The organism is Enterobacter sp. CPE_E890, from assembly GCF_046521475.1.
Classification (GTDB): Bacteria; Pseudomonadota; Gammaproteobacteria; order Enterobacterales; family Enterobacteriaceae; genus Enterobacter; species Enterobacter adelaidei.
Genome location: NZ_JBKFZW010000001.1, coordinates 2,368,150 through 2,391,986, shown reverse-complemented (window position 1 = coordinate 2,391,986; position 23,837 = coordinate 2,368,150). Strand labels below are relative to the sequence as shown.

6 protein-coding genes are annotated in these 23,837 nt (G+C 58.4%); 3 read left to right on the top strand and 3 right to left on the bottom strand.

Translation table 11 applies throughout. The features are described from left to right. Positions 1–24: 24 nt before the first annotated feature. The gene (locus ACLHV9_RS11780) at positions 25–18,030 is read right to left on the bottom strand and encodes an Ig-like domain-containing protein (protein ID WP_407220511.1); all 18,006 of its coding nucleotides are present in this window, start codon (positions 18,028–18,030) and stop codon (positions 25–27) included. A 122-nt stretch (positions 18,031–18,152) separates the two neighbouring features. After that, positions 18,153–19,445: a TolC family outer membrane protein gene (locus tag ACLHV9_RS11775; RefSeq protein WP_371128442.1), complete on the bottom strand. Its 1,293-nt coding sequence runs from the start codon at positions 19,443–19,445 to the stop codon at positions 18,153–18,155. Between the two features lie 781 nt (positions 19,446–20,226). Here ACLHV9_RS11775 and ACLHV9_RS11770 point away from each other — a divergent pair. Both ACLHV9_RS11770 and ACLHV9_RS11765 read left to right on the top strand, forming a co-directional pair. Next, positions 20,227–20,991 carry a DeoR/GlpR family DNA-binding transcription regulator gene (locus tag ACLHV9_RS11770; RefSeq protein ID WP_028017479.1) on the top strand — a complete coding sequence of 255 codons (765 nt, stop codon included), beginning with the start codon at positions 20,227–20,229 and terminating at the stop codon, positions 20,989–20,991. Further along, positions 20,984–22,051, top strand: a complete 1,068-nt coding sequence (locus ACLHV9_RS11765) for an oxidoreductase (protein WP_134708391.1) — start codon at positions 20,984–20,986, stop codon at positions 22,049–22,051. Before ACLHV9_RS11770 ends, ACLHV9_RS11765 begins: the two co-directional genes overlap by 8 nt. Before the next feature lie 46 nt (positions 22,052–22,097). Here the strand turns inward: ACLHV9_RS11765 and cybB are convergent, their stop codons facing one another. Further along, a complete protein-coding gene (cybB, locus tag ACLHV9_RS11760; protein WP_032666827.1) occupies positions 22,098–22,628 on the bottom strand; it encodes a cytochrome b561 in 531 nt (176 codons plus the stop codon). Between the two features lie 188 nt (positions 22,629–22,816). Between cybB and gap the strand changes: the two genes are divergently transcribed. Next, positions 22,817–23,818: a type I glyceraldehyde-3-phosphate dehydrogenase gene (gap, locus tag ACLHV9_RS11755; protein ID WP_028017482.1), complete on the top strand. Its 1,002-nt coding sequence runs from the start codon at positions 22,817–22,819 to the stop codon at positions 23,816–23,818. Positions 23,819–23,837 lie beyond the last annotated feature (19 nt).

Genomic DNA, 23,837 nt, shown 5'->3' with positions numbered 1-23,837 from the left:
AGGATCGCTCCCCGCGGCGCTGTTTTACGCAATTAACAGCTGATGGTTTGCCAGCAGCGTCGCCAGATCCGTCTGAACGCCGTTGAGTGTCACCAGGGTGGTTGGCGTGAACTGACCGCCGGTACCATCCAGATCCACCTGGATTTCGGTATTGCTGCCGTTCTGCACCACGCGGATGTAATCGCTGATATTGCCCGCGCTGCTGTCCAGCGTGGCCACACCGTTCACATAGCTCGCCGAGCCCGTGCCGGTGTAGCCGCTGCCGGAGAGCAGATCGCGCAGGTCAATACGATCCGTGTCCGCCGTCCCTTCCCAGGTGCCGACCGTAAAGCCGTTCACCACGTCGTGACCGTTACCGCCCGTGGCATCCGACGCGTTGATCAACTTATAGAGCAGCGTATCGTGACCGCCGCTGCCGATGTTGAAGGTGTCGTTGCCGCCTCGGCCTTCGAACTGGTTATCACCGCTGTTGCCAGTGATAACGTCGTCGAAGTCAGAGCCGTTAATCCCTTCAATGTTCAGCAGTCGCGTGGTACCGAACCCGGTGTTCTGGGCGGTTGAGAGGCGTAAGTCAACCGTAATCCCGGACGTTGCGTTGCGGTAATCCACCACGTCCATCCCACCGGTATTGCTCCAGGTGTCGTAGTCGGAATGGGTATTCCAGCCGCCGGAACCGTTGTAGGTATAGGTGCCATCCTCTGCGATAAAGGTGTCGTTATACCCGGTCCCGGTGATGGTCCCGCTGTGGCCGCCGGTGGCCGCTTCGGCCGTCAGGACGTAGCCCTCTTTGCCGTTGCCCGCCTCCAGACCGCTCCAGGTGACGTTATCCGACACGCCGTTGGTGATCTTCAGGATCTCTGCCGAATAGGTTTCTTTCGGATCCAGCCCGTAGAAACTCACCAGTGCAGAGGTATCGTTCGAACCGATACCGGACTGGGCGTTGATGATCTGCGACGCCACCAGCACGCCCGCGGCGTTATACAGATTGACCGTGTTGCCGTAGTAGGCGTTGATGCCCTCGCTGTCGACAATGTGCAGATGCATCGCGGTGCCGTCAGCAATGGTTTTGCTGTTTTGTACCAGCACCACCTTACCGTTTTGCTGAGACACCAGCAGATCCTGCGCGCCGTCCCAGTTGTAGTCCACGGCCGCCACGCCGGTGACGTTCGCCAGTCCTGACGCCAGCTGGCTTGAGATCCAGGTGGAGCCGTAACCGTTGTTGGTGAACAGAGTCGCCGTCTGCGAACCGCCGTAGGTACTGAGCTTGATGATGTCCATCTGCCCGTCGCCGTTCCAGTCCACCGCCACCGACAGATAACCTGCCGTGGCGTTCGAGGCTTCCACCGCGCTCTTGGTAGCAGAGAGCTTCCCGGTACCGTCGTTGTAGTAGATCACCCCGCCGTTGTTGTTGTAGCTGCTGCCCAGGTACAGATCCATGTAGCCATCGCCGTTGAAGTCCGCCCACGTCATGGACGCCGCCGTGGTGGTATTCGAGGCGTTAGCCACAAACACGTTGGTCAGGTTCTGGCCGATGGAGAGCGTGCCGTTACCGTTGTTGTTGATCACGGTTAACGAGTTCGCGCCGCTGCGGTTGGTGTGCTGAACAATATCCACCGTGCCGTCGTTGTTCAGGTCAACGCCTGAAATTTCACGCATGGTGGTGAATTGTCCCCAGAACCCGGCCCCGCCGTTGGTGCCATCCGGCGACAGAACGCCGTTCTTATTGATCAGGTAGGTAATGGAGTCGGCACCCGCATCGCCGTACGCCAGATCCAGGTAGCCATCCCCGGTTTTGTCGTACGCAATCACGCCGCCGTACCAGATGGTGGTCCCCATTGCCAGCTGGCTGGCGTTATAGGTGCTGCCATCGTAGGTCCACATTACCTGCGTGGATCCGCCATAGGTGTTCTCCGTGGCGAAAATGTCCTGCGTGCCGTTACGGTCAAAGTCGGCGGCGGTCTGGCTCACCACGTAGAAGCCGCGGGTGTTGGTCAGCGTATTCCCGGCATAGCTCGAGCTATCGCTGCTGGAGTAAGACTGGCCGTTAGCAATGATATTCCACAGACCGCTGCTGTTCATGCCGAGGGTCATGGTGGAGTTGTTGCTGTTCCCCGCCGTGGTTGCCCAGTCGGTATTCACCGAGGTGGTATCAATCACCAGGCTGCCGGTCGCCGTGCCGGTGGTATTGCCGTTACCCGCGCTGCTCTTCACCTGCGCCGTCACGCTGTAGCTCGACACGCTAAGCGCATCGCCGTCCGGGATCTGCAGATACCAGGTGTTATGTGCCGGATCGACCACTACCGCGCCGCCCGTCTGGGAGGTGTAGGTTTTGCCGTTCACCGTTACCACCAGGTATTCGCCGTTCACCAGATCGGCAGAGACGGTACCGCTGACAATCGGCGTGGTATCCGATGTGGTCTGCGCGGTAATCGCCGCCGTGGTGGTCGGGATGCTGGTATCCACGTTCAGGACAAACCCGTCCGATTCCGTGTAGTTACCGGCCCTGTCGGTGACACGCACAATGTAAGTGTGGTTACCATCACTCAGGCCGTTGTCCTGGAAGGACCAGCTGGCACTGCCGTTCATGGTCACCTGGCCGAGCAGGACCCCGTCACGATAGAGCTGCACAATTTCACCGTCGTCCGGAGCGCGGTTAAGCGTCCCGTTGATCAGCGGCGAGTTATCGTCTGTTGCCACCGCGCTGCCAAAGGTGCCCTGACGCTCGCCTTCACCGTCGGTATAGCTCACTACCGTGCCTACCGTGGTTGGCGGCGTGGTGTCCACCGTCACCACCTGAGAGGCGGTAGAGCCCACGTTGCCCGCCTGGTCAATAATCCGCACCTGGTAGGTATAGTCCCCGTCAGGCAGATCGCGGGTATCGGTGTAGCTCCAGCGCTGGTTGGTGACCGTGGTGTCGAGCCAGGTATTCCCACCGTCCAGGCTGATCTGTACGCGCTCGTCATTTGCCAGCGCGCTGCCCAGCGAACCGTTGATCGTCAGCGTGGTGTCCATGGTGATGAAATCACTGCCGGACTGCCCGGTATCTTCGCTGATGCTGTCAACGGTGATGCCGTACTGCGGTGCCTGGGTATCCACCGTTACCGCCTGCGAGGTGGTTGCCCCAACGTTCCCCGCCTGGTCGACGACCCGCACCTGATAGTTATGGCTACCGTCGGTCAGGGTACGCGTGTCGCTGTAGCTCCACTGCGTACCGCTTACGGTGGCGTACACCCAGGTGTTGCCGCCGTCCATGCTCACCTGCACGAATTCACCCGCGCCAAGTTCTGCGCCGAGCGTTCCGTGCAGCGTGTACGAGGTCGAACTGGTCAGGAAGTCGTTATTGTCGAAGCCGGTATCCACGGTGATGTTATCCACGGTCACCGTAATGGCCGCATCCGGGGCGACCGTATCGACGGTCACCTGCTGATGGGCGCTGGCCCCCACGTTACCGGCGGCATCTACCACGCGGACATAGTAGTCATAGGTCTGGTTACCCAGCGTGCGGCCGTCCACGTAGTACCAGCTGTTGCCGGTGACAATCACGTTCTGCCAGGTCACACCGCCGTCGATGCTGATCTGGGCATACTCGCCGTCCGCAAGCGTCGCGCCGAGCGAGCCGTGCAGCGTCAGGGACGTGTCGCGAGTGATAAAGTCGCTGCTGCTCAGGCCGGTATCGTCGCTGATGCTGTCGATGGCGATCGTTTTACTGGCGTCCGGTGCCACCGTATCAATCGTCACCACCTGGCTGGCGGTGGCGCTGATATTGCCCGCGTCGTCAATCACGCGCAGCTGGTAGTTGTAATCCCCGTCGGCCAGGGTACGCCCATCCACATAGGTCCAGCTCAGGCCGCTGACGCTCACATCGGTCCAGGTAACGCCACCGTCGAGGCTGATCTGCGCGTGGTCGCCAGCGCCCAGCGCCGCGCCAAGCGTCCCTTTCAGGCTGATCTGGTTGTCGCTGGTGATAAAGTCGCTGCCGGACAGACCGGTATCCTGAGTGATGGAATCCACGGTAATGGTCGTTGCCGCAGGCTTCGTCAGATCAATCACTACGTCCTGGCTGTCCGTTGCCCCCACGTTACCCGCGTTATCGATCACGCGAACCTGGTACTGATACGTTCCGTCCGTCAGGCTGCGGCCATCGGTGTAGCGCCAGGTGGTACCCGTCACCGTCAGGTCAATCCAGGTTAACCCGCCGTCAAGGCTGATCTGCGCCTTCTCGTTATTGCCGAGCTGCGCGGTCAGCGAGCCATTCACCACCACCTGATTATCGTTAGTGATGAAATCACTCGCGCTCAGACCGGTGTCGTTTTGCAGGGAATCAATGCTGATCCCCATCGACGGCGCGGTGAGATCCACCGTAACGGTATGATTGTCGCTGGCGCTATTGCCGATGGTGTTGCTGACCTGCGCGTTGATGACGTAAGAACCGCCGTCTGCCAGCGCGCTCACCTCTGCGCTGCCGACCGTGTAGCTCCAGGTACCGTCATTCTGGACGGTTGCCGCGTAGGTTTTACCGTTCAGCGTGATGGTCACCGTCTGGCCTGCCGGGGCGTTGGTGGTGCCGCTAACAACCAGCGGCGTGCCGTGCTCGGCGGCGTTGACGATATCGTCCTGCGCAAAAGTGTTAATGGTGATGGTTGGGACGTCGCCGTTCAGCGTGACGTCATGCGTGGCGCTGCCCGGGTTACCCGCCTTATCGTTCACCGAGGCGGTAATCGTGTAATCCCCGTCGCTCAGACCGAGGAAATCACGTCCCGGTACGAAGACCGACCACGAACCATCTGCCCCGACGGTCGCCTGATAGCTGTGTCCGTTGAAGGAGACGGTCACCGTCTGACCCTGTTCCGCTGTGGTTGTGCCACGGATGGTCTGGCCCGCCAGCTGCTCTGCGTTGTTGACGATATCGTCATCGGCCACGGTGCTGATGGTCACGGTTGGCGCGACGGTATCGACCGTTAACGTGTGCGTGGTCTGGCCGTTGTTACCGGCTTTGTCATTGACAGATGCGGTCAAGGTCAGAGCGCCCTGGCTCAACGCAGCCAGATCGGCTGCCGGCACGTCGAGCGTCCAGGTGCCATCGTTAGCTACGGTTGCAGTGTAGGTTTTCCCGCCGAGCGTCACGGTGACGGTCTGACCCGCCTCTGCACTGGACGAACCATGCACCGTCAGCGGCTGCTGCGCTTCTGCCGCATTCAGCATGTCATCGCCCGACAGCGTCGCAATACTCACGACTGGCGCCGTAGTATCTACGCTGATGCTGTGCGTCGCCGACGCGCTGTTGCCCGCGCTGTCCTGCGCCGACACAGACACCTGGTAGCTCGCGCCATCGGCCAGCGCGCCCACGTCGGCGGCAGGTACGGTGGTCGTCCAGCTGCCGTCGCTCTGGATGGTGGCCGTATAGCTCTTGCCGTTCAGGGTCACGGTGACCTGGGTCCCGCTGGCGAACTGGGCGCTGGAACCGTTAATCACCAGTGACGAACCGGCTTCAGACGCGTTGATCACATCATCCCCGCTGAGGGTGTTAACCGTCAGTGCCACAGACGCGGTGTTGACCACCACATCGTGTGTCTGGGTGCTGCTGTTGCCCGCGCTGTCGGTAATGGTCGCACTAAGGGTCACGGTGCCGTCGGTGAGCGCGGAAATCACGCTTGCCGGAACGCCCACGCTCCAGTTACCGCTGGCGTCAACGGTAGTGGTGTACTGATTCGAACCGATGGTAATGACCAGCTTATCGCCAACGCTCGCACCGGTTGCCGTGCCGCTAACAATCTGTGCCTGTCCGTGCTCCACGCTGTTAATGACATCATCGCCAGCGACAACGTTAAAGCTGACGGTTGGCGGCGTGGTATCAAGCGTAATCGCTTTGCCCGCGCTGCCCGGGTTACCGGCAGCATCGTTCACGCTGACCTGCACGGTGTAGCCGTTATCCGCCAGGGCGGACAGATCGGTGCCCGGCACGTTCACGCTCCAGATGCCACCCTGCTGTACCTGCGTGGTGTAGCTTTTACCGCCCAGCGTCACGCTGACCGTCTGCCCGACTTCCGCCGTGGTGGTACCGGAGAGGGTCACACCTGCGGACGCTTCGCTGGCGTTAATCACGTTATCGCCTGCAACCGTATCAATGGTCACGGTTGGCGCGGTGGCGTCCACACTGTACTCGCGACCCGCAGACGCGCTGTTGCCGTTCACATTGGTCACGCTCACCTGCACGCTGGCATCGCCGTCTTTCAGGCCCGCCAGATCCGCAGAAGGCACGGTTGCGGTCCAGTTACCGTCGGCATCCACTTTCGCGGTATAGGTCTTGCCGGCGAAGGTGATGGTGACGCTCTGGTTTTCCTCTACGTTCGAGGTGCTGCCGGAGAGCACCAGAGCCGTACCTTTCTCCGCCGCGTTAATCACGTCGTCGGTGGCAATTGCATCAATACTGATAGCCACCGCCGTCAGGTCGACGGTCACGTCATGACTGATCGTTACCGGGTTGCCCGCCGCGCTCTGGCCTGCAACGGTCACGGTTACCGTGCCTGCTGTCAGCGCCCCGACGTCTGCCGCCGGGATCGCCGCGCTCCAGGAGCCGTCCGCCAGCACCGATGCCGCATAGGTTTTGCCATTAACGGTTACCGTCAGCGTGGTACCTGCTGCCAGCCCGTCGCTGGAGCCGGTGAGGATCAGGTTCTGTCCGTGTTCGATGCTATTGATCACGTCGTCGCCCGCCACGGTATCCACGCGCAGACCCGGCAGGTTGGCGTCGATGGTGATATCACGCTCGCCTGTGCCGGTGTTGCCGTGGCCGTTGGTGACGGAAGCTAACGCAGTCAAATCGCCGTTACCCAGCGCGGTCAGAACGTCGGACGGCACGTTAACGGACCAGGTGAGATCGCTCTGCACGGTTGTCGTGTACGTGTTGCCGCCAATGGATACGGTGACGGTATTGCCTGCTTCCGCGTTCGCTACCTTGCCGCTAATGGTCTGCCCCGCGGCCACTTCTGCCGCGTTGATGACGTTATCACCCGCTATGGTGTTGAGGGTAACGGTCGGCAACGCGGTGTCGACCAGCAGGTTCGCGGTGTTGCTGACGCTGTTGCCCACGGCGTTGGTCGCTACCGCGCTCAGGGTGTAGTTGGCTTCGCCCAGCGCGGCAAGATCCGCCGCCGGAACCGTGAGGCTCCAGCTGCCATCCGCCGCCGTGGTGGCGGTGTAGTTTTTACCGTTAAGGGTCACGGAAACCACCGTGCCTTCCGTCAGGTTGGCGCTGGTTCCATTGACGCTCAGATCCTGACCTTTCTCCACCGCGTTCAGCACGTTATCGTCGCTGATGGTGTTGAAGGCCACCGATGGCAGACCGGTATCGACGGTCACGTTATGCGTGCCGGTGCCGGTATTGCCCGCCGCGTCGGTGACTGACGCAGTAACGGTTACGGTGCCGTCGCTGAGGCCGGAAATCACATTTGCCGGTACGCCAACGCTCCAGTTACCCGCCGCATCCAGCACGGTGGTGTAAGTCTGTCCGCCAATCGTGACGGTGACCTTATCACCCGCTGCCGCACCGGTGGCGGTGCCGCTGATGATTTGCGCCTGAGCGTGCTCAGTGATGTTAATCACGTCGTCGCCCGCCACGGTATTGATGGTCACCGCGGGCACGGTCACGTCCACCGTCAGCGTGTGATCAACCGACGCCGGGTTACCCGCCTTGTCGCTGACGCTCGCCGTCACCGTGACGCTGCCGTCGCCGAGCGCGGCCAGATCCGCCGCCGGAACGTTCAGCGTCCAGCCGCCATCCGCGCCCACGGTTGTGGTGTACTCTTTACCGTTCAGGCTCACGGTCACCGTCTGACCCGCTTCAGCGGTGCTGGTGCCGGACACGGTCAGGTCAGCCTGCGCTTCGGTGGCATTCAGGATGTCGTCAGCCGCAAGCGTATTGATGGTCACGGACGGCGCGGTAGCATCCACGCTGTACTCGCGGCCCGCCGAGGCGCTGTTGCCGTTCACATTGGTCACGCTCACCTGCACGCTGGCGTCGCCATCCTTGAGGTGTGCCAGATCCGCAGATGGTACGGCGTAGGTCCAGTTACCGCTGTCGTCCACGGTGGTGGTATAGATTTTGCCGTTCAGGCTCAGGGTCACGGTCTGCCCGGCTTCCACGTTGGTGGTCGCACCTGACAGCACCAGATCCGCGCCCTTCTCCGCCGCGTTAATCACATCATCGGTGGCGATGGCATTGATGCTGATGGCAACGGTCGCCAGATCCACCGTCACATCGTGACTGATGGTAATCGGGTTGCCCGCTGAGCTGTCGCCGGTAACGCTGATTTTGACGGTGCCTTCCGGCCACGCGCTCACGTCGGAGGACGGGATCGCCGCACTCCAGGTGCCGTCCGCCAGCACCATGGCCGCATAGTCTTTACCGTTGACGGTGACGGTCAGCGCCGTACCTGCCGCCAGCCCGTCGCTGGAGCCGGTGACGATCAGGTTTTGCGTATGTTCAATACTGTTGATGACATCGTCACCCGCCACGGTATCCACGCGCAGACCCGGCAGGTTAGCGTCGATGGTAATACCGCGCTCGCCGGTTCCGGTGTTGCCATGACCGTTGGTGACGGTCGCCGTTACGCTCAGGCTACCGTTGCCCAGCGAGGTCAGCACGTCAGACGGCACGTTCACGGACCAGGTCAGATCGTTCTGCACCGTTGCGGTGTAGCTGTTGCCGCCAATGGTGACGGTGACGGTATTGCCCGCTTCGGCATTCGCCACGGTGCCGCTCAGCGTCTGGCCTGCCGCCACTTCCGCCGCGTTGATGACGTTATCACCCGCCACGGTATTGATGGTGACGGTCGGCAGCGCAGTGTCCACCAGCAGGTTCGTGGTATTACTCACGCTGTTGCCCACGCCGTTGGTGGCGGTCGCGTTCAGGGTGTAATTAGCCTGACCCAGAGCGGCCAGATCCGCTGCCGGAACCGTCAGGCTCCAGCTGCCGTCTGCAGCCGTGGTGGCCGTGTAGTTTTTACCGTTCAGGGTCACCGTCACCACGGTGCCTTCCGCGAGGTTAGCGCTGGTGCCGCTCACGCTCAGATCCTGACCTTTTTCCACCGCGTTCAGCACGTTATCGTCGCTGATGGCGTTGAAGTTGACCGATGGCAGACCGGTATCAACGGTCACGTTATGGGTGCCGCTGCCCGTGTTCCCCGCTGCGTCGGTAACTGACGCCGTGACGGTCACGGTGCCGTCGCTGAGGCCGGAAATTACATTCGCCGGTACACCCACGCTCCAGTTACCCGCCGCGTCCAGCACGGTGGTGTACGTCTGTCCGCCAATCGTGACGGTCACCTTATCACCTGCTGCCGCGCCGGTGGCGGAGCCGCTGATGATTTGCGCCTGAGCGTGTTCAGCCACGTTAATCACGTCGTCGCCAGCGATAGTGTTGATGGTCACTGCAGGGACGGTGACGTCTACCGTCAGGTTGTGATCAACCGACGCCGGGTTACCCGCTTTGTCGCTTACCGATGCGGTGACGGTCACACTGCCGTCCGTCAGCGCCGCAACATCCGCCGCCGGGACGTTCAGCGTCCAGCCGCCGTCAGCGCCCACGGTTGTGGTGTAGTCTTTGCCGTTCAGTGACACCGTTATCGTCTGACCCGCTTCGGCGGTGCTGGTGCCGGACACGGTCAGATCAGCCTGAGCCTCTGTCGCATTCAGAATGTCGTCAGCCGCAAGCGTATTGATAGTCACGGACGGCGCGGTGGTATCCACGCTGTACTCGCGACCCGCCGATGCACTATTGCCGTTCACGTTGGTCACGCTCACCTGCACGCTGGCATCGCCGTCTTTCAGGTTGGTCAGATCGGCGGCGGGCACCGTGGTGGTCCATTTGCCGTCAGCGCCAACGGTCGCGGTGTAGCTCTTGCCGCCAAAGGTGATGGTGACGGTCTGGTTTTCCTCCACGTTCGAAGTCGCACCGGAGAGCACCAGATCCGCGCCCTTTTCAGCCGCATTGATCACATCGTCTGAGGCAATGGCGTCAATGCTGATGGCGACGTTTGCCAGGTCCACCGTCACATCGTGGCTAATGGAGACCGGGTTACCGGCGCTGCTCTGGCCTGCAACGGTCACCGTGACCGTGCCTGCAGCCAGTGCCCCCACGTCTGCCGCCGGGATCGCCGCGCTCCAGGAGCCGTCAGCCAGCACGATAGCCGGGTAGGTTTTGCCATTAACGGTCACGGTCAGCGCCGCGCCAGTCGCCAACCCGTCGCTGGTGCCGGTGATAATCAGATTCTGCCCGTGTTCGATGCTGTTGATCACATCGTCACCCGCCACGGTATCCACGCGCAGGCCCGGCAGGTTAGCGTCGATAGCAATATCGCGCTCGCCCGTTCCGCTATTACCCACGCCGTTTGTGACGTTAGCGGTCACAGTCAGATCGCCGTTACCCAGCGCGGTCAGAACGTCGGACGGCAGGTTAACGGACCAGGTCAGGTCGCTCTGCACCGTTGCGGTGTAGCTGTTACCACCAATCGTCACGGTCACGGTGTTGCCCGCTTCGGCATTCACCACTTTGCCGCTGATGGTCTGGCCGGCTGCCAGCTCAGCAGCGTTGATCACGTCGTCGCCCGCAACGGTGTTGATAATCACGCCCGGCAGAACGGATTCCACGTTCACGGTGTGCGACGTGCTGGTGCTGTTGCCGACGCTATCCGTTGCCGATGCGGTAACGGTATAAAGCGCCTCGCCAAGTTGCTCCACCTCGTTAGCCGGAACGGTCGTGGTCCATTTTCCGTTGCTATCAACCGTAGCGCTGTACGCTTTGCCGTTGAGCATTACGGTCACGGCCGCGCCTGCAGCCAGCCCGGACGCCGTACCGGAAAGGGTCAGATCCTGCGTTTTCTCGGTGCTATTGATCACATCGTCACCGGAAACGGTGTCAATGGTCAGCGCCGGTGCGGTCAGGTTGACTTCCACGCTGCGCGTGGCGCTGTTGCTGTTGCCCGCTTTATCCGTCAGCGCCGCGGTGATGGTGTAATCCCCGGCGGCCAGAGCCGTAACATCAGCTGCCGGCACGCCCACACTCCAGTTGCCAGCGGCGTCGATCGTGGCGGTGTAAGATTTGTTATTGATGGTGACGGTGACCACATCGCCCGCCGCCGCACCGGTCACAGAGCCGGTAACAATCAATGCCTGCGCATGCTCGGCGCTGTTGATCACGTCGTCGTCAGAAACGGTATTAATGGTCAGCTGTGGTACGGTTGTATCAACCAGCACATCGCGATCCGCTGAGGCCGGGTTACCCGCTTTATCAGACACGGTGGCGTTGACGGTATAGTTGCCGTCGGCAATCGCCCCCAGATCCGCAGGCGGTACGGTCACACTCCAGCTGCCGTTTGCCTGCACGGTGGTGGTGTAATTCGCGCCGTTCAGCGTGACGGTAACGGTCTGGCCCGCTTCGGCGTTGGTCACACCGTTGATCACAAGATCCTGCTGCGCTTCGGCCGCATTGATGATGTTGTTATCGCTGATAATTTCGATAGACACCGTCGGTGCGGTGGCGTCCACGCTGTACTCGCGGCCCGCCGACGCGCTGTTACCGTTCACATTGGTGACGCTTACCTGCACGCTGGCGTCGCCGTCTTTCAGGCTGCCCAAATCGGCAGACGGTACGGTCGCCGTCCAGTTGCCGTCCGCATCCACCGTCGCGGTGTAAGACTTACCGCCAAATGAGATGGTGACGGTCTGGTTTTCTTCCACGTTAGTGGTGCTGCCGGACAGCACCAGGTCCGCGCCTTTCTCCGCCGCGTTAATCACGTCGTCTGTGGCAATCGGGTCAATGCTGATGGCGACTGCCGCCAGATCCACCTTCACGTCATGGCTGATAGAAACCGGGTTACCCGCTGCGCTCTGGCCTTCAACGGTCACAGTGAGCGTGCCAGCAGTCAGCGCGCTGACGTCTGCTGCCGGAATGGCCGCCGCCCAGGTACCGTCAGCGAGCACCGTCGCCGCGTAGGTTTTGCCGTTGACGGTCACCGTTAACGCCGCGCCCGTTGCCAGGCCCTCGCTGGAGCCGGTGATAATCAGGTTCTGAGCGTGCTCGATGCTGTTGATCACATCGTCGCCGGCTACGGTATCAACGCGCAGGCCCGGCAGGTTGGCATCAATGGTGATGTCGCGCTCGACTGTTCCGGTGTTGCCGTGGCCGTTGGTGACGCTGGCTGAAACCGTCAGATCGCCGTTACCGATGGCGGTTAAGACCGTAGACGGCACGTTGACCGACCAGCTCAGATCGTCCTGAACCGTAGCCGTATACGTATTTCCGCCGATACTAATAGTGACAGTGTCACCGCTCGCTGCGCCGCTCACTTTGCCGCTCAGGGTCTGCCCGGCAGCCACTTCCGCTGCGTTGATGACATCGTCCGTGGCGACAGGGTTAATGGTGACCTGCGGCAATGCGCTGTCGACCAGTACGCTGTGGCTGGTGCTCGCGCTGTTGCCTGCGGCGTCAGTTACACTCGCCGCCACGACGTAGCTTGCTTCTCCCAGCGCAGAGACGTTTGCCGCCGGAACGGTGATGCTCCAGTTACCGCTGGCGTCTGTGATGGCGCTGTAATTGATACCGTTCAGCGTCACCGTAATGGTGGTTCTGTCCGGCTGGTTGCTGGTACCGGAAAGAAGCAGATCTTCACCTTTCTCTGCCGCATTGATCACATCGTCACCCGCCAGGGTATTGATGGCGATAACCGGTACGGTCAGGGAGACGTCAAAATCATGCGTGGCAGTGGTGCTGTTGCCCGCTTTATCGGTGAGGGTCGCCGACATTGTCTGGTCGCCGTTAGCCAACGCGCTCACGTCCGCCGCCGGAACACCCACGCTCCAGCTTCCGGACGCATCCAGCATCGCGGTGTAGTCTTTACCGTTCAGGGTCACGGTAATCACGTCGCCCGCCTGTGCCCCCGTAACCTTACCGGAAACAATCAGCGCCTGGCCGTGTTCGGCAATATTCACGATGTCGTCGCCCGCGACGATATCGAAGGTAATCTGCGGTACGGTGGTGTCAACCAGCACAGAAGCACCCGCACTGGCCGGGTTGCCTGCTTTATCGGACACCGTCGCCGTGACCGCCGCATTGCCGTCGGTGATGCCTGCCATGTCCGCCGCCGGGACGTCCAGCGTCCAGCTACCGTCGGCCTGCACCTGCGCAGCGTACTGATTGCCGTTGAAGGTCACGGTCACCGTCTGGCCTGCTTCGGCAGTAGACGTGCCGCTCAGGGTCAGATCCTGAGCCGCCTCGGCCGCGTTCAGCATATTGTCCTGGCTGATGGTGTTGATGGTCACCGTCGGCGCGGTGGTATCGACGCTGAATTCCTGCGCCGAAGACGCCGCGTTACCGTTCACATTGGTGACGTTGACCTGCACGCTGGCGTCACCGTCTTTCAGGCCGCTCAAATCGGCTGCCGGTACGGTGTACGTCCAGTCCCCGTTGGCATCCACCGTGGTGGTATACGTTTTACCCGCGAAGGTGATGGTCACGGTCTGGCCCGCTTCAACGTTGGATGAGGTGCCGGACAGCACCAGATCCTGGCCTTTTTCCGCCGCGTTGAGCACGTTGTCATCGGTCACGCTGTTGATGGTGATAGCCACAGGTGCGAGATCGACATCCACGACAGTCCCGATAGCGACCGGATTACCGGAGGTATCCTGTGCGCTTGCTGTGATCTTCAGCGAACCGTCCGCCCACTGAGATACATCCGCCGCCGGCACTGCCGCCTGCCAGGAACCGTCCGCCAGCACGGTTGCAGAATAAGTGTTGCCGTTAATGGTTACGGTGACGATGCTGCCCGCGGCCAGATCGGTGCTGGTGCCGGACACAATCAGGTTCTGAGCGTGCTCGATCACGTTAATCACGTCGTCACCCGCCACGGTATCAATCCGCAGTCCCGGGAGCTGGGCGTCGATGGTGAAGTCGAGAGAAGAAGAGCCGGTATTACCGTGCGCGTTGGTGACGCTGGCGGATACGGTGAGGTCGCCGTTGCCGAGCGCGGTCAGCTGGCTCTCGCTTAACGGCAGGCTCCAGGTCAGATCGTCCTGCACGGTAGCTGTGTATGTCTGGCCGCCCAGGATAATAGTGACAGTGTCACCTAAAGCCGCGTTCGTTACCTTACCGGTCAGGGTTTGCCCTGCCGCCACTTCCGCTGCGTTAACGATGTTGTCGCCCGCCAGCGTGTTGATCGTCACAACCGGCAGCGAGCTGTCCACCAGCACGTCGTGTGAGGTTGACGCGCTGTTACCTACGCTGTCGGTGACGTCCGCCGTCACGGTGTAATGGGCTTCACCCAGCGCGCTCACCGCGGAAGCAGGCACGGTGACGCTCCAGTTTCCGCTGGCGTCAGTAGTGGCTGTGTAGTGAATGCCGTTCAGGGTCACCGTAACGGTGGTGCCTTCCGGCTGGTTGCTGGTGCCGGAGAGCAGCAGATCTTCGCCTTTCTCTGTAGCATTGATCACATCGTCCGCCGCCAGCGTGTTGATACCGATGACAGGCGTCACGGTATTCACCACCACATCCAGTGAATGGCTTCCGGTATTACCGGACTGGTCGGTCACGGAGACGTTAATCGTCCAGGTACCGTCAGCCAGACCTTGCACCACTGACGCAGGCAGTCCCAGGCTCCAGTGACCTGCCGCATCGACCACGGTGGTGTAATCCACGTTATTAATGGAGATGGTTACCCTGTCGCCCGCAGCCGCACCGGTGACGGAGCCGCTCAGGATCTGCGCCTGTGAATGGGCGATTTGGTTAACGGTGTTGGTATCGGTGACAAAGTCGTTAATCGTCACCTGCGGCACGGTCGCGTCCACCAGCCCAATGCGATCGGCACTGCTGGTGTTCCCCGCCACATCACTCACGGTTGCCGTCACGGTCACAATGCCATCTGCCAGCGCGCCGACGTCAGCCGCAGGTACACTCAACTGCCAGGTACCGTCCGTCTGAACCGTGGTCTGATAGGTTTTACCGTTCATCGTCACAGTGACCACCTGGCCTGCTTCAGCATTGCTGCTGCCGCTTAACACTAAATCCTGCTGCGCTTCTGCCGCATTGATGATGTTGTCGGTGGTCAGATTATCGATCGTTATTGTCGGCGGCTGAGTATCTACGGTGACCACGCGCGACGCCTCGGCACTGTTACCGTTGACGTTAGTGACGCTAACGCTCACCTGCGCGCGACCGTCGATCAGGGTTTCCATGGCGCTGACGGGTACGGTCAGGCTCCAGGAGCCATCCTGCTGCACCTGCGCGGTAAAGGTCTGGTCAGCGAATTTCACCACCACGGTCTGCCCCGCTTCCACGCCCTGCGTCTGGCCGGAAAGGGTTAAATCACTGCCTTTTTCTGCCGCATTCAGCAGGTCATCGCCGGAGACGGTATCAATAGTGACCGCCACTGCGTTCAGATCGAGTTCGATCGGGTGTTCAGCCGCAACAGTGTTGCCCCAGGTATCTTCAGCGCTGACGCTGACCGTCATACCTCCCGCCGTCCAGGCCTGAAGGTCCGCCGCGGGTACGCCGATCTGCCAGTTGCCGCTGGCGTTAACCGCGGTGACATACTCGACGTTGTTAATGGTGACGACAATCTGCGTCCCCGCTGCCAGATGAGTACTGGAGCCGGTGACGCTCAGATCCTGCTGCTGCTCGATGGCGTTGATCACGTCATCGCCGGAAATGGTGTTCACGCGCAGGCCCGGCAGCTCAGCGTTGATATTGATATCACGCTCGCCGGTGCCGGTATTGCCGTGCCCATTGGTCACCGATGCGGTAAAGGTTAAATCACCGTCGCCGAACGCCTGAAGATCCGCTGACGTGATTTTCACGCTCCAGGTCAGATCGCTGCCAACCGTTGCGGTATAGCTCTTGCCGCCGACGGTGACAGAGACGGTATCGCCCGCCGCCGCGCCGGTGACGCGGCCGCTGAGGGTTTGATCGACGCCCGCTTCGGCGTTATTGACCAGGTTGTCGCCCGCAAACGTATTGATAATGACCTGCGGAAGGACAGTATCCACCAGCAGATTCGCTTCTGCAGAACCGCTGTTACCCACGCTGTCGGTACCGCTGACGCTGACGGTATAAAGCGTGTTCGCCAGATTCAGCACGTCGGAAACCGGCACCTGGACCGCCCAGATACCGTTTTCGACGGTCGCCTGATAGTTAACGTTGTTCAGCGTCACCGTGATAGCGCTGCCGTTCGGCAAATTGCTGGTACCGGTCAGGCTCAGCGGCTGCATCGCCTCCTGAGCATTCAGAACATTGTCCTGACTGATGGCGTCAATCGTAAATTCTGGCGGGTGTCCGCTCAGCGTAATGCCGTGCGTGGCGCTGCCGGTGTTGCCTGCCGCGTCAGTCACGGAAACCGAAAGCGTGTGGCTGCCTTCACCCAGCGCGCCCAGCACGGACGCAGGAACGCCGACGCTCCAGCTACCGTCCGCAAGCACCACGCCCGTGAAAGTCTGGCCGCCAAGGGTCACGGTGACCACATCACCCGCCGCTGCACCGTTCGCCAGGCCGGAAATAATCTGTGCCTGACCCTGCTCGCTGGTATTGAGAACATCGTCGCCCGCCACGGTATTGACGGTGACAACCGGTGCGGTGATATCAACCGTGAAATCTGCGGTAACAGACGAGCCGTTGCCCGCTTTATCGCTGACGTTCACCGTCAGGGTGTGATTGCCCTCGCTGAGCGCCTGTACGTCGTTCGCCGCCAGCGTGACGGTCCAGGTACCGTCACCCGCCACGGTGGCGTTGTAGTTTTTACCGTTCAGCGTCACGGTGACAATCTGACCGGCTTCCGCATTGGTTTTACCGGTCAGCGTCAGCGGCTGGTTGTGCTCAGCCGCATTGATGATGTTGTCCTGCGCGAGGGTATCAACAGACAGCGTTGGCGCGGTGGTATCGACGCCAATCGTCTGGCTTCCGCTCACGGTGTTCCCCGCCGCGTCCTTACCGCTGACGTTGACCGTCCAGGTGCCGTCGCCCAACGCCTGCGCGTCAGCTGCAGGCACGTTAACGAGCCATGCGCCGTCTGCGCCCACTTCAGTCGTGTAGGTTTTGCCGTTCAGCGTTACGGTGAGTTCAGTACCCTGCGCCAGGTTTTTGCTGGCACCGGAAAGCGTAAAGCCCGCGGATTGCTCGCTGGCGTTAAGCACGTTATCGCCCGCCGTGGTGGCCAGCGTAATAGAGGCATCGGCGGTAGAAACCGTCACGGTAATACTGCCCGCAGCGGTGGTTTTACTGCCGTCGATCTGCACGACCGACCAGGTATGCTCCCCGTCGGTCTGGGTTGGTAATTTTACCGTCCAGGTACCGTCTTTAGCGACCATTGCACTGGCGATGGTACTGCCGCTGCTGTCTTTGATCTGGATGGTTGCGCCCGGTTGGCCGGTACCACTAAAGGTTGGGGTGTTATCGTCCGTGACCTCTTTTGCACTCAGCACCCCCTGCTTGTCACCCGCTTTATCTGTCAGCAAAAAGGTGGGCGTTGCGCTTTCAACCTCTTTGGTATTATCAACAACCCTTGTTTTGGTTTCACCGTCTCCCCCGTGAGCCAGCAGTGCCCCGATGGCACCACCGCCTAACGCAGCGCCCGCAATCCAGCCCCACGGCGCGTCGCTCAAAACGCTTCCCTGCTCGAGGAAAGGCTCAATGCTGCTAATCGGTGTGGCCTGCGCGGTTAATTCAGTTACTGCAGCGCCTGACGCTTCCCCGGCATCGGCAAAAGAAATATGTGTCAGTTCCTGACGGTCGTTGAACACCAGTTCTGACTGATTATGCGTTTCTGGATCTTCGACAAAATAGTTATTGCAGCGAATAACGCTGCCATCTTTCATATAAATGAGGAGATCTTTACCCTGGCGAACATAACGCGCCACATCCTGAGCAGAACCCTGGATTTCAATCACGCTTGGCGATGAAATAGAGACCGACAGATTTCCTTCACCTGTTAATTTCGTTTTCTCCGCCGTTTTGCGAATGATGACATCAACAACCTTTACGTTACTCATTTTCTTCTCCTTGCAGGTGTAAGGATTCCTGTGGATATGTCCACCAGATGGATGTAGCTATCCCTGGGAAAAATCACCCATTATTTTCAGACTTATTTTGCGCAACCAATGTGCGCCTTTTTTTAACTCAAATCGGGTAGTTTTGCGGTAGCGCTTTTCTCTACTCCAATAAGTGGCATTAAATTATCAACCGCGGCAGCATAATTAATTGCCGAACTCCAGCCATCATACTCAGCGATTATTTTTGCCGAGGTGGCCTGCCAGACATCCTGCTCAACGCTGAGCAGATCGTTAATGCTCCGCTTGCTCAGGGTGTATTCATTTTTATAGACATCGCGGGCGCGCAGTGCATTTTCCAGCTGTTGTTTCCCGGCTTCCATTCTTCCCCGTGCGCCGGTCCAGTCCGCCTGCGCTACGGAAGCTTTTTGCAGGACATCGAAACGCGCCTGATCGACCTGAGAGGAGGCCATGGCTCGTGCGCCTTCCGCCTGCCGAACGCGTGCGGAAACCGCGCCCCCCTGATACAGTGGGGCATCTATGTTGAGCTGTATCTGGTCGTCCCAGTAAGAACGGTTGTCCGATTCATAACGGGTACGCCCTCCTTTCAGACTTAGCGTCGGCCAGTGCTGGGACTTCGCCGTTTCCACGCCATACTGAGCAGACCGTTCCATGTTCTGTGCGGCCATCACCGCCGGTATCAGCGAATAATCTATGCGATTGAGCGAGTCCGGCTCCACGGCAAGATTCGCAGGCACCGGCGAATAGACCTCTGCCTGCATTCCGGTTAAAACCGCTAGCCTGGCGCGGGCGCTGTTAAGGGCGGCCTGATACTGAGCGACCGTCGCCTGCATGCCGGCAATACGCGTGCGGGTCTGGAGCTCATCGGACGTGGAGCTCACGCCTGCATCAGCGCGCAGTTTTGCCAGCTGCTCGACGTTTTTGAGCGCCTGAACATTCTCTTTTGCCGCCAGCAACAGATCGGAATAGCGTTTGACCTCTACATAGCTCAGCGCCGTTTTTTCCGCCACATCCGAAAGCGTGCCCATCAGCTGATAGCGGTAGCTATCACGCTGGGCGGAAGACTGACTGATGCTGTTATTGGTTTTGCCAAAATCGTACAGCAGCTGCGTCAGGCTCAGCCCCCAGGCGGCTGAATTCTTCAGTGACCCGCTGGAATCGGTGGTCTGGCTGTGCCCTGTACTCCCGTTTAACGATATTTGCGGCATCCAACCGCTGCGCGCTTCATCTATTTGTGCCTGACCAATACCTAATTGCGCGGCCTGCTGACTAATTGACGGATCGCGATCGATAGCAAAAAGAATACTTTCTTTTAATGTTGTTGTGGAAACCGGGGCAATCCCCACCTGCCCACTATTGGCACAAGCGGTATTTATGGCTATCGAAAATAATGCCATCGCGGCTGCATATCGAAGGAACTTAGGTTTACTCAATTTCGTCATTTTATCTCCCTGACTCTGAGTGATACTCAAACAAATACCCAAAAAGAGGTATAGATAATTAGACAAATATTTCTTCGGTTTCCTTGCCGGATTTCAGGTAATACTTCCCATACCCATTTCCATTGGAACTGAGTTCTGTCTGCGTCTTATTTCAATTAAGAATTTACTTATTTCTTAAACTGGTTAGCAGCATAACAAAATGCGGTATAGGCCACTACACCCACAATGTTAATGCGGTGTTACAAATAAGAAAAAACATGGGGTTTCTGGACAAAACCTCGAAAATGGACTTTCAAATGAAACATATAAACCCCCTGTTATTTAAGGAAAATTCCTAATTCGTTATATGCACATTTTTGCGTTAATTTCATGACGGGTCAGACACAAAGATTTTCAAAGAAGTGTCAACTTACGTAGTTAAAGCCTACATGGCGACATAAATAACCATTAAAAAACAAATTTACGTTATTTTAATTCGTTAATTCAAATTTAATTGAAATATATCGCTAAATAAGGGTGATACAATAGCGACATAATCCAAACTATTAAATAAAACATAACAATAACACTATGGTTAACATTTAAAACGGTTTACTTATAAGCACTTAATATAATTTTAATAATCACCTACCTGAATCATTACCCCACTTGCGTATCCTGGTGACGACATTGTGCTTCTCTCTGCGCTGAAATGCTGTATTATGCGAACTATTGCGACATTTTGCAGGATTTGTTCATGCACAAAACGGCTCGTCAACGATATGTACTTGATATTATTAGTGAGCAAGGACAGGCCAGTATCACCGAGCTGGCAGAAAAGCTTCAGGTTTCAGCAGACACCATCCGCCGCGATCTGACTGACCTTGAAAACCAGGGCCTTGCGCAGAAGAATCATGGCGGGGCTATTGCACTCAATCTTTCCGCCATGAATCGTCAGGGGCGCAGTACGTTGCTGCCCGAAGCCAAACAGCGTCTGGGTAAACAGGTCGCGCAGGCAGTTCCACCGGGCTCCACCCTGTTTCTGGATGCCGGAAGCACGGTGATGGCTGTTGCCACCTTTCTTCAGGGGCCGCTGACTGTTATCACCACCTCGCTGGATATTGCCCAGCATTTTAGCGACCAGGATAATATTGAGCTGATCCTGCTCGGTGGAAAATGGGACCAAAAACAGCGCCTGTTCGCCGGAAGCGCCACCCTGTCTCTCCTGTCCCGTTATCGTGCGGATATCGCTATTCTCGGGGCGTGCGCCATCCATGCCGAACTCGGTCTGAGTGCCAGTACAGAAGCAGATGCGGAGGTCAAGCGCGCGATGCTTGCCGTCAGCCATGCTCACTGGATTGTCGCCGACCACCTTAAAGTCAACCGCTGCGAACCGTATCTGGTTTGCGAGTTATCCAACATCCAACAACTGTTTCTGGATCGTCCCTGGCCTGAGCTTGGGGACCATAGCGCATTGCAGGTCACGGTTTGCGCGAATCAACGTGGAGAAGGTCATGAGTAAAGTGAAAACAATCAACATTGCATTGATCGGGTATGGATTTGTCGGCAAAACCTTCCATGCACCGCTGATCCAGTCCGTTGATGGACTTAAGCTGGCGGTCGTATCTTCTCGTGATGAAGAAAAAGTAAAACGCGATCTTCCGGATGTTCAGGTGGTTGCAACACCGGAAGAGGCCATTCAGCATCCGGATGTCGATCTGGTCGTTATTGCCTCCCCCAACGCCACCCACGCGCCGCTGGCCACGCTTGCGCTGAACGCCGGGAAACATGTGGTCGTGGATAAGCCTTTCACCCTCGACATGCAGGAAGCCCGCGACCTGATTGCGCTGGCGGATGAAAAGCAGCTTTTGCTCTCCGTCTTTCACAACCGCCGCTGGGACAGCGATTTCCTCGGCATTAAGCAGCTTATTGAGCAAGGTACGCTCGGCAAGATTAAACATCTGGAGTCGCATATTGACCGTTTCCGTCCGGAAGTACGCGTGCGCTGGCGCGAGCAGAACGTCCCCGGGAGCGGCCTGTGGTTTGACCTGGGTCCTCACTTGATTGACCAGACGCTTCAGCTCTTTGGCCTGCCGCAGTCGGTTCAGGGGAATATCGCGACGCTGCGCGACGGTGCAGAAATTAACGACTGGGCGCACGTGGTCTTAAATTATCCGCAACATAAGGTCATTCTGCATGCCAGCATGCTGGTCGCAGGCGGTACGGCACGCTTTACGGTCCACGGGGATAAGGGCAGCGTGGTAAAAGCCAGAATCGATCAGCAGGAAGCGCAGCTGCTCGCAGGGGTGATTCCCGGCAGTGCAACCTGGGGCGAAGACAGCGACAGCATGGTGCTCTATGGAGCAGACGGAGCACAGCAGACTATTGCGACCCCGAAAGGCGATCAGCGCCAGTATTACATTAACGTACGTGATGCGGTTCTCGGGAAAATCACCAACCCCGTTAATCCTGTCGAAGCATTAGCGGTTATGGCTGTACTGGAAGCGGCAGTGAAATCGTCTGAGACCGGATCAACGCAGGCGCTGGCGTTAACTACTGAAGAGCGTGCTCAGCTGCGCTAAAAAAAAAGCCGGGTGGCGCTGCGCTTACCCGGCCTGTTTTCCGCATTTATTGACGCTTTTTCGGCATCATGCGCAGAAGGGTATTATCTTTCCAGAAATAGTGGTGCATCAGTGCTGCCAGTGCGTGCAGGCCAATCATAAAATACCCCAGATTCGCCAGCGTAACGTGCCACTCTTTCAGCACATCGACCAGGTCAAAATTGGATTCCGCCGCATGCGGCATCACCATGCCAAAAGCAAACCAGTCGCTGCCCCGGTTGTACATCATCACAATACCAATCAGCGGTAACGCAATGAACAGCATATACACCACCAGGTGCCCCAGATGAGACATCCCCGTCACCATCGCTTTTGGCTTTGGTTGAATCGGTGGCGCGCGGAACTTGAGACGAACCAGCAGACGCGTCACCATCAGCACCAGAATGGTGATTCCGCATGAGACGTGGATCATATTGATCAATGGGCGAGCGGTACGCGGGAAGAAACCTTTAAACTCCATCGCGCAATAAGCAACGATGATTAACAGAAACACCAGCCAGTGAATTGCGATTTGCAGGCTTGTATATTTAGTGCGCATGGGTTTTCCTGAAAAAAACGGATATCGCGTCAACATAATCCCCTTTCCTTAAAAATTCATCAATTTTTCTGTATGGTTTTTCAAATACTTCCTTCCGCATGAAGCATCTTCAATTGCCGCCCAGCCCGTGATGGTCTAAGCCTGGATGAGTTCAAACTGTCGTATCGACACGTTCACAGGAGAACACCATGAGTAAAATTGGCATTAACGGATTTGGACGCATTGGACGCCTTGTACTGCGCCGCCTTCTTGAAACCCAGGATAGCAACACCGTCGTCGCCATCAACGACCTCACCTCTCCCAAAGTATTGGCCTATCTGCTCAGGCATGATTCCAACTACGGTGGTTTCCCGTGGAGCGTAGATTTCACTGAAGATGCGCTGATTGTTGACGGTAAAACCATTGCGGTCTACGCCGAAAAAGAGGCGAAGCATATTCCGTGGAAAGCCGCAGGTGTGGATATCGTTGTGGAGTGCACCGGCTTTTACACCTCCGAAGAAAAATCACGAGCGCATCTGGATGCAGGCGCGAAGAAAGTGCTTATTTCTGCCCCTGCCGGAGAGATGAAAACCATCGTTTATAACGTGAATGACGACACCATTGACGCCAGTGATACCATCATTTCCGTCGCTTCCTGCACCACCAACTGCCTCGCCCCACTGGCAAAAGCGCTGCATGATGCCTTTGAAATTAAAGTCGGTACCATGACGACTATTCACGCCTATACCGGTACCCAGGCACTGGTAGATGGGCCTCGCGGAAAAGATCTTCGTGCCTCACGCGCGGCGGCAGAAAATATCATTCCGCATACCACCGGTGCGGCAAAAGCCATCGGCCTGGTCATCCCCGCGTTGAGTGGCAAACTGAAAGGCCACGCGCAGCGCGTGCCGGTTAAAACCGGCTCCGTCACCGAACTGGTCGCCATTCTGGGTAAAAAGGTCACGGTTGAGGAGATCAATACCGCGTTGAAAAAGGCGACACAGGGAAATAAATCGTTTGGTTATACCGATGAAGAGATTGTGTCGTCAGATGTGATCGGTTCGCACTTTGGTTCGGTATTTGATGCCACGCAAACTGAGGTAACGGAAGCGGGCGATCTGCAACTGGTGAAAGCCGTCGCCTGGTATGACAACGAATATGGTTTTGTGACACAGCTGGTGCGTACGCTGGATAAGTACGCCGCGCTGTAATGCCGTCCCCCTCTTTGCG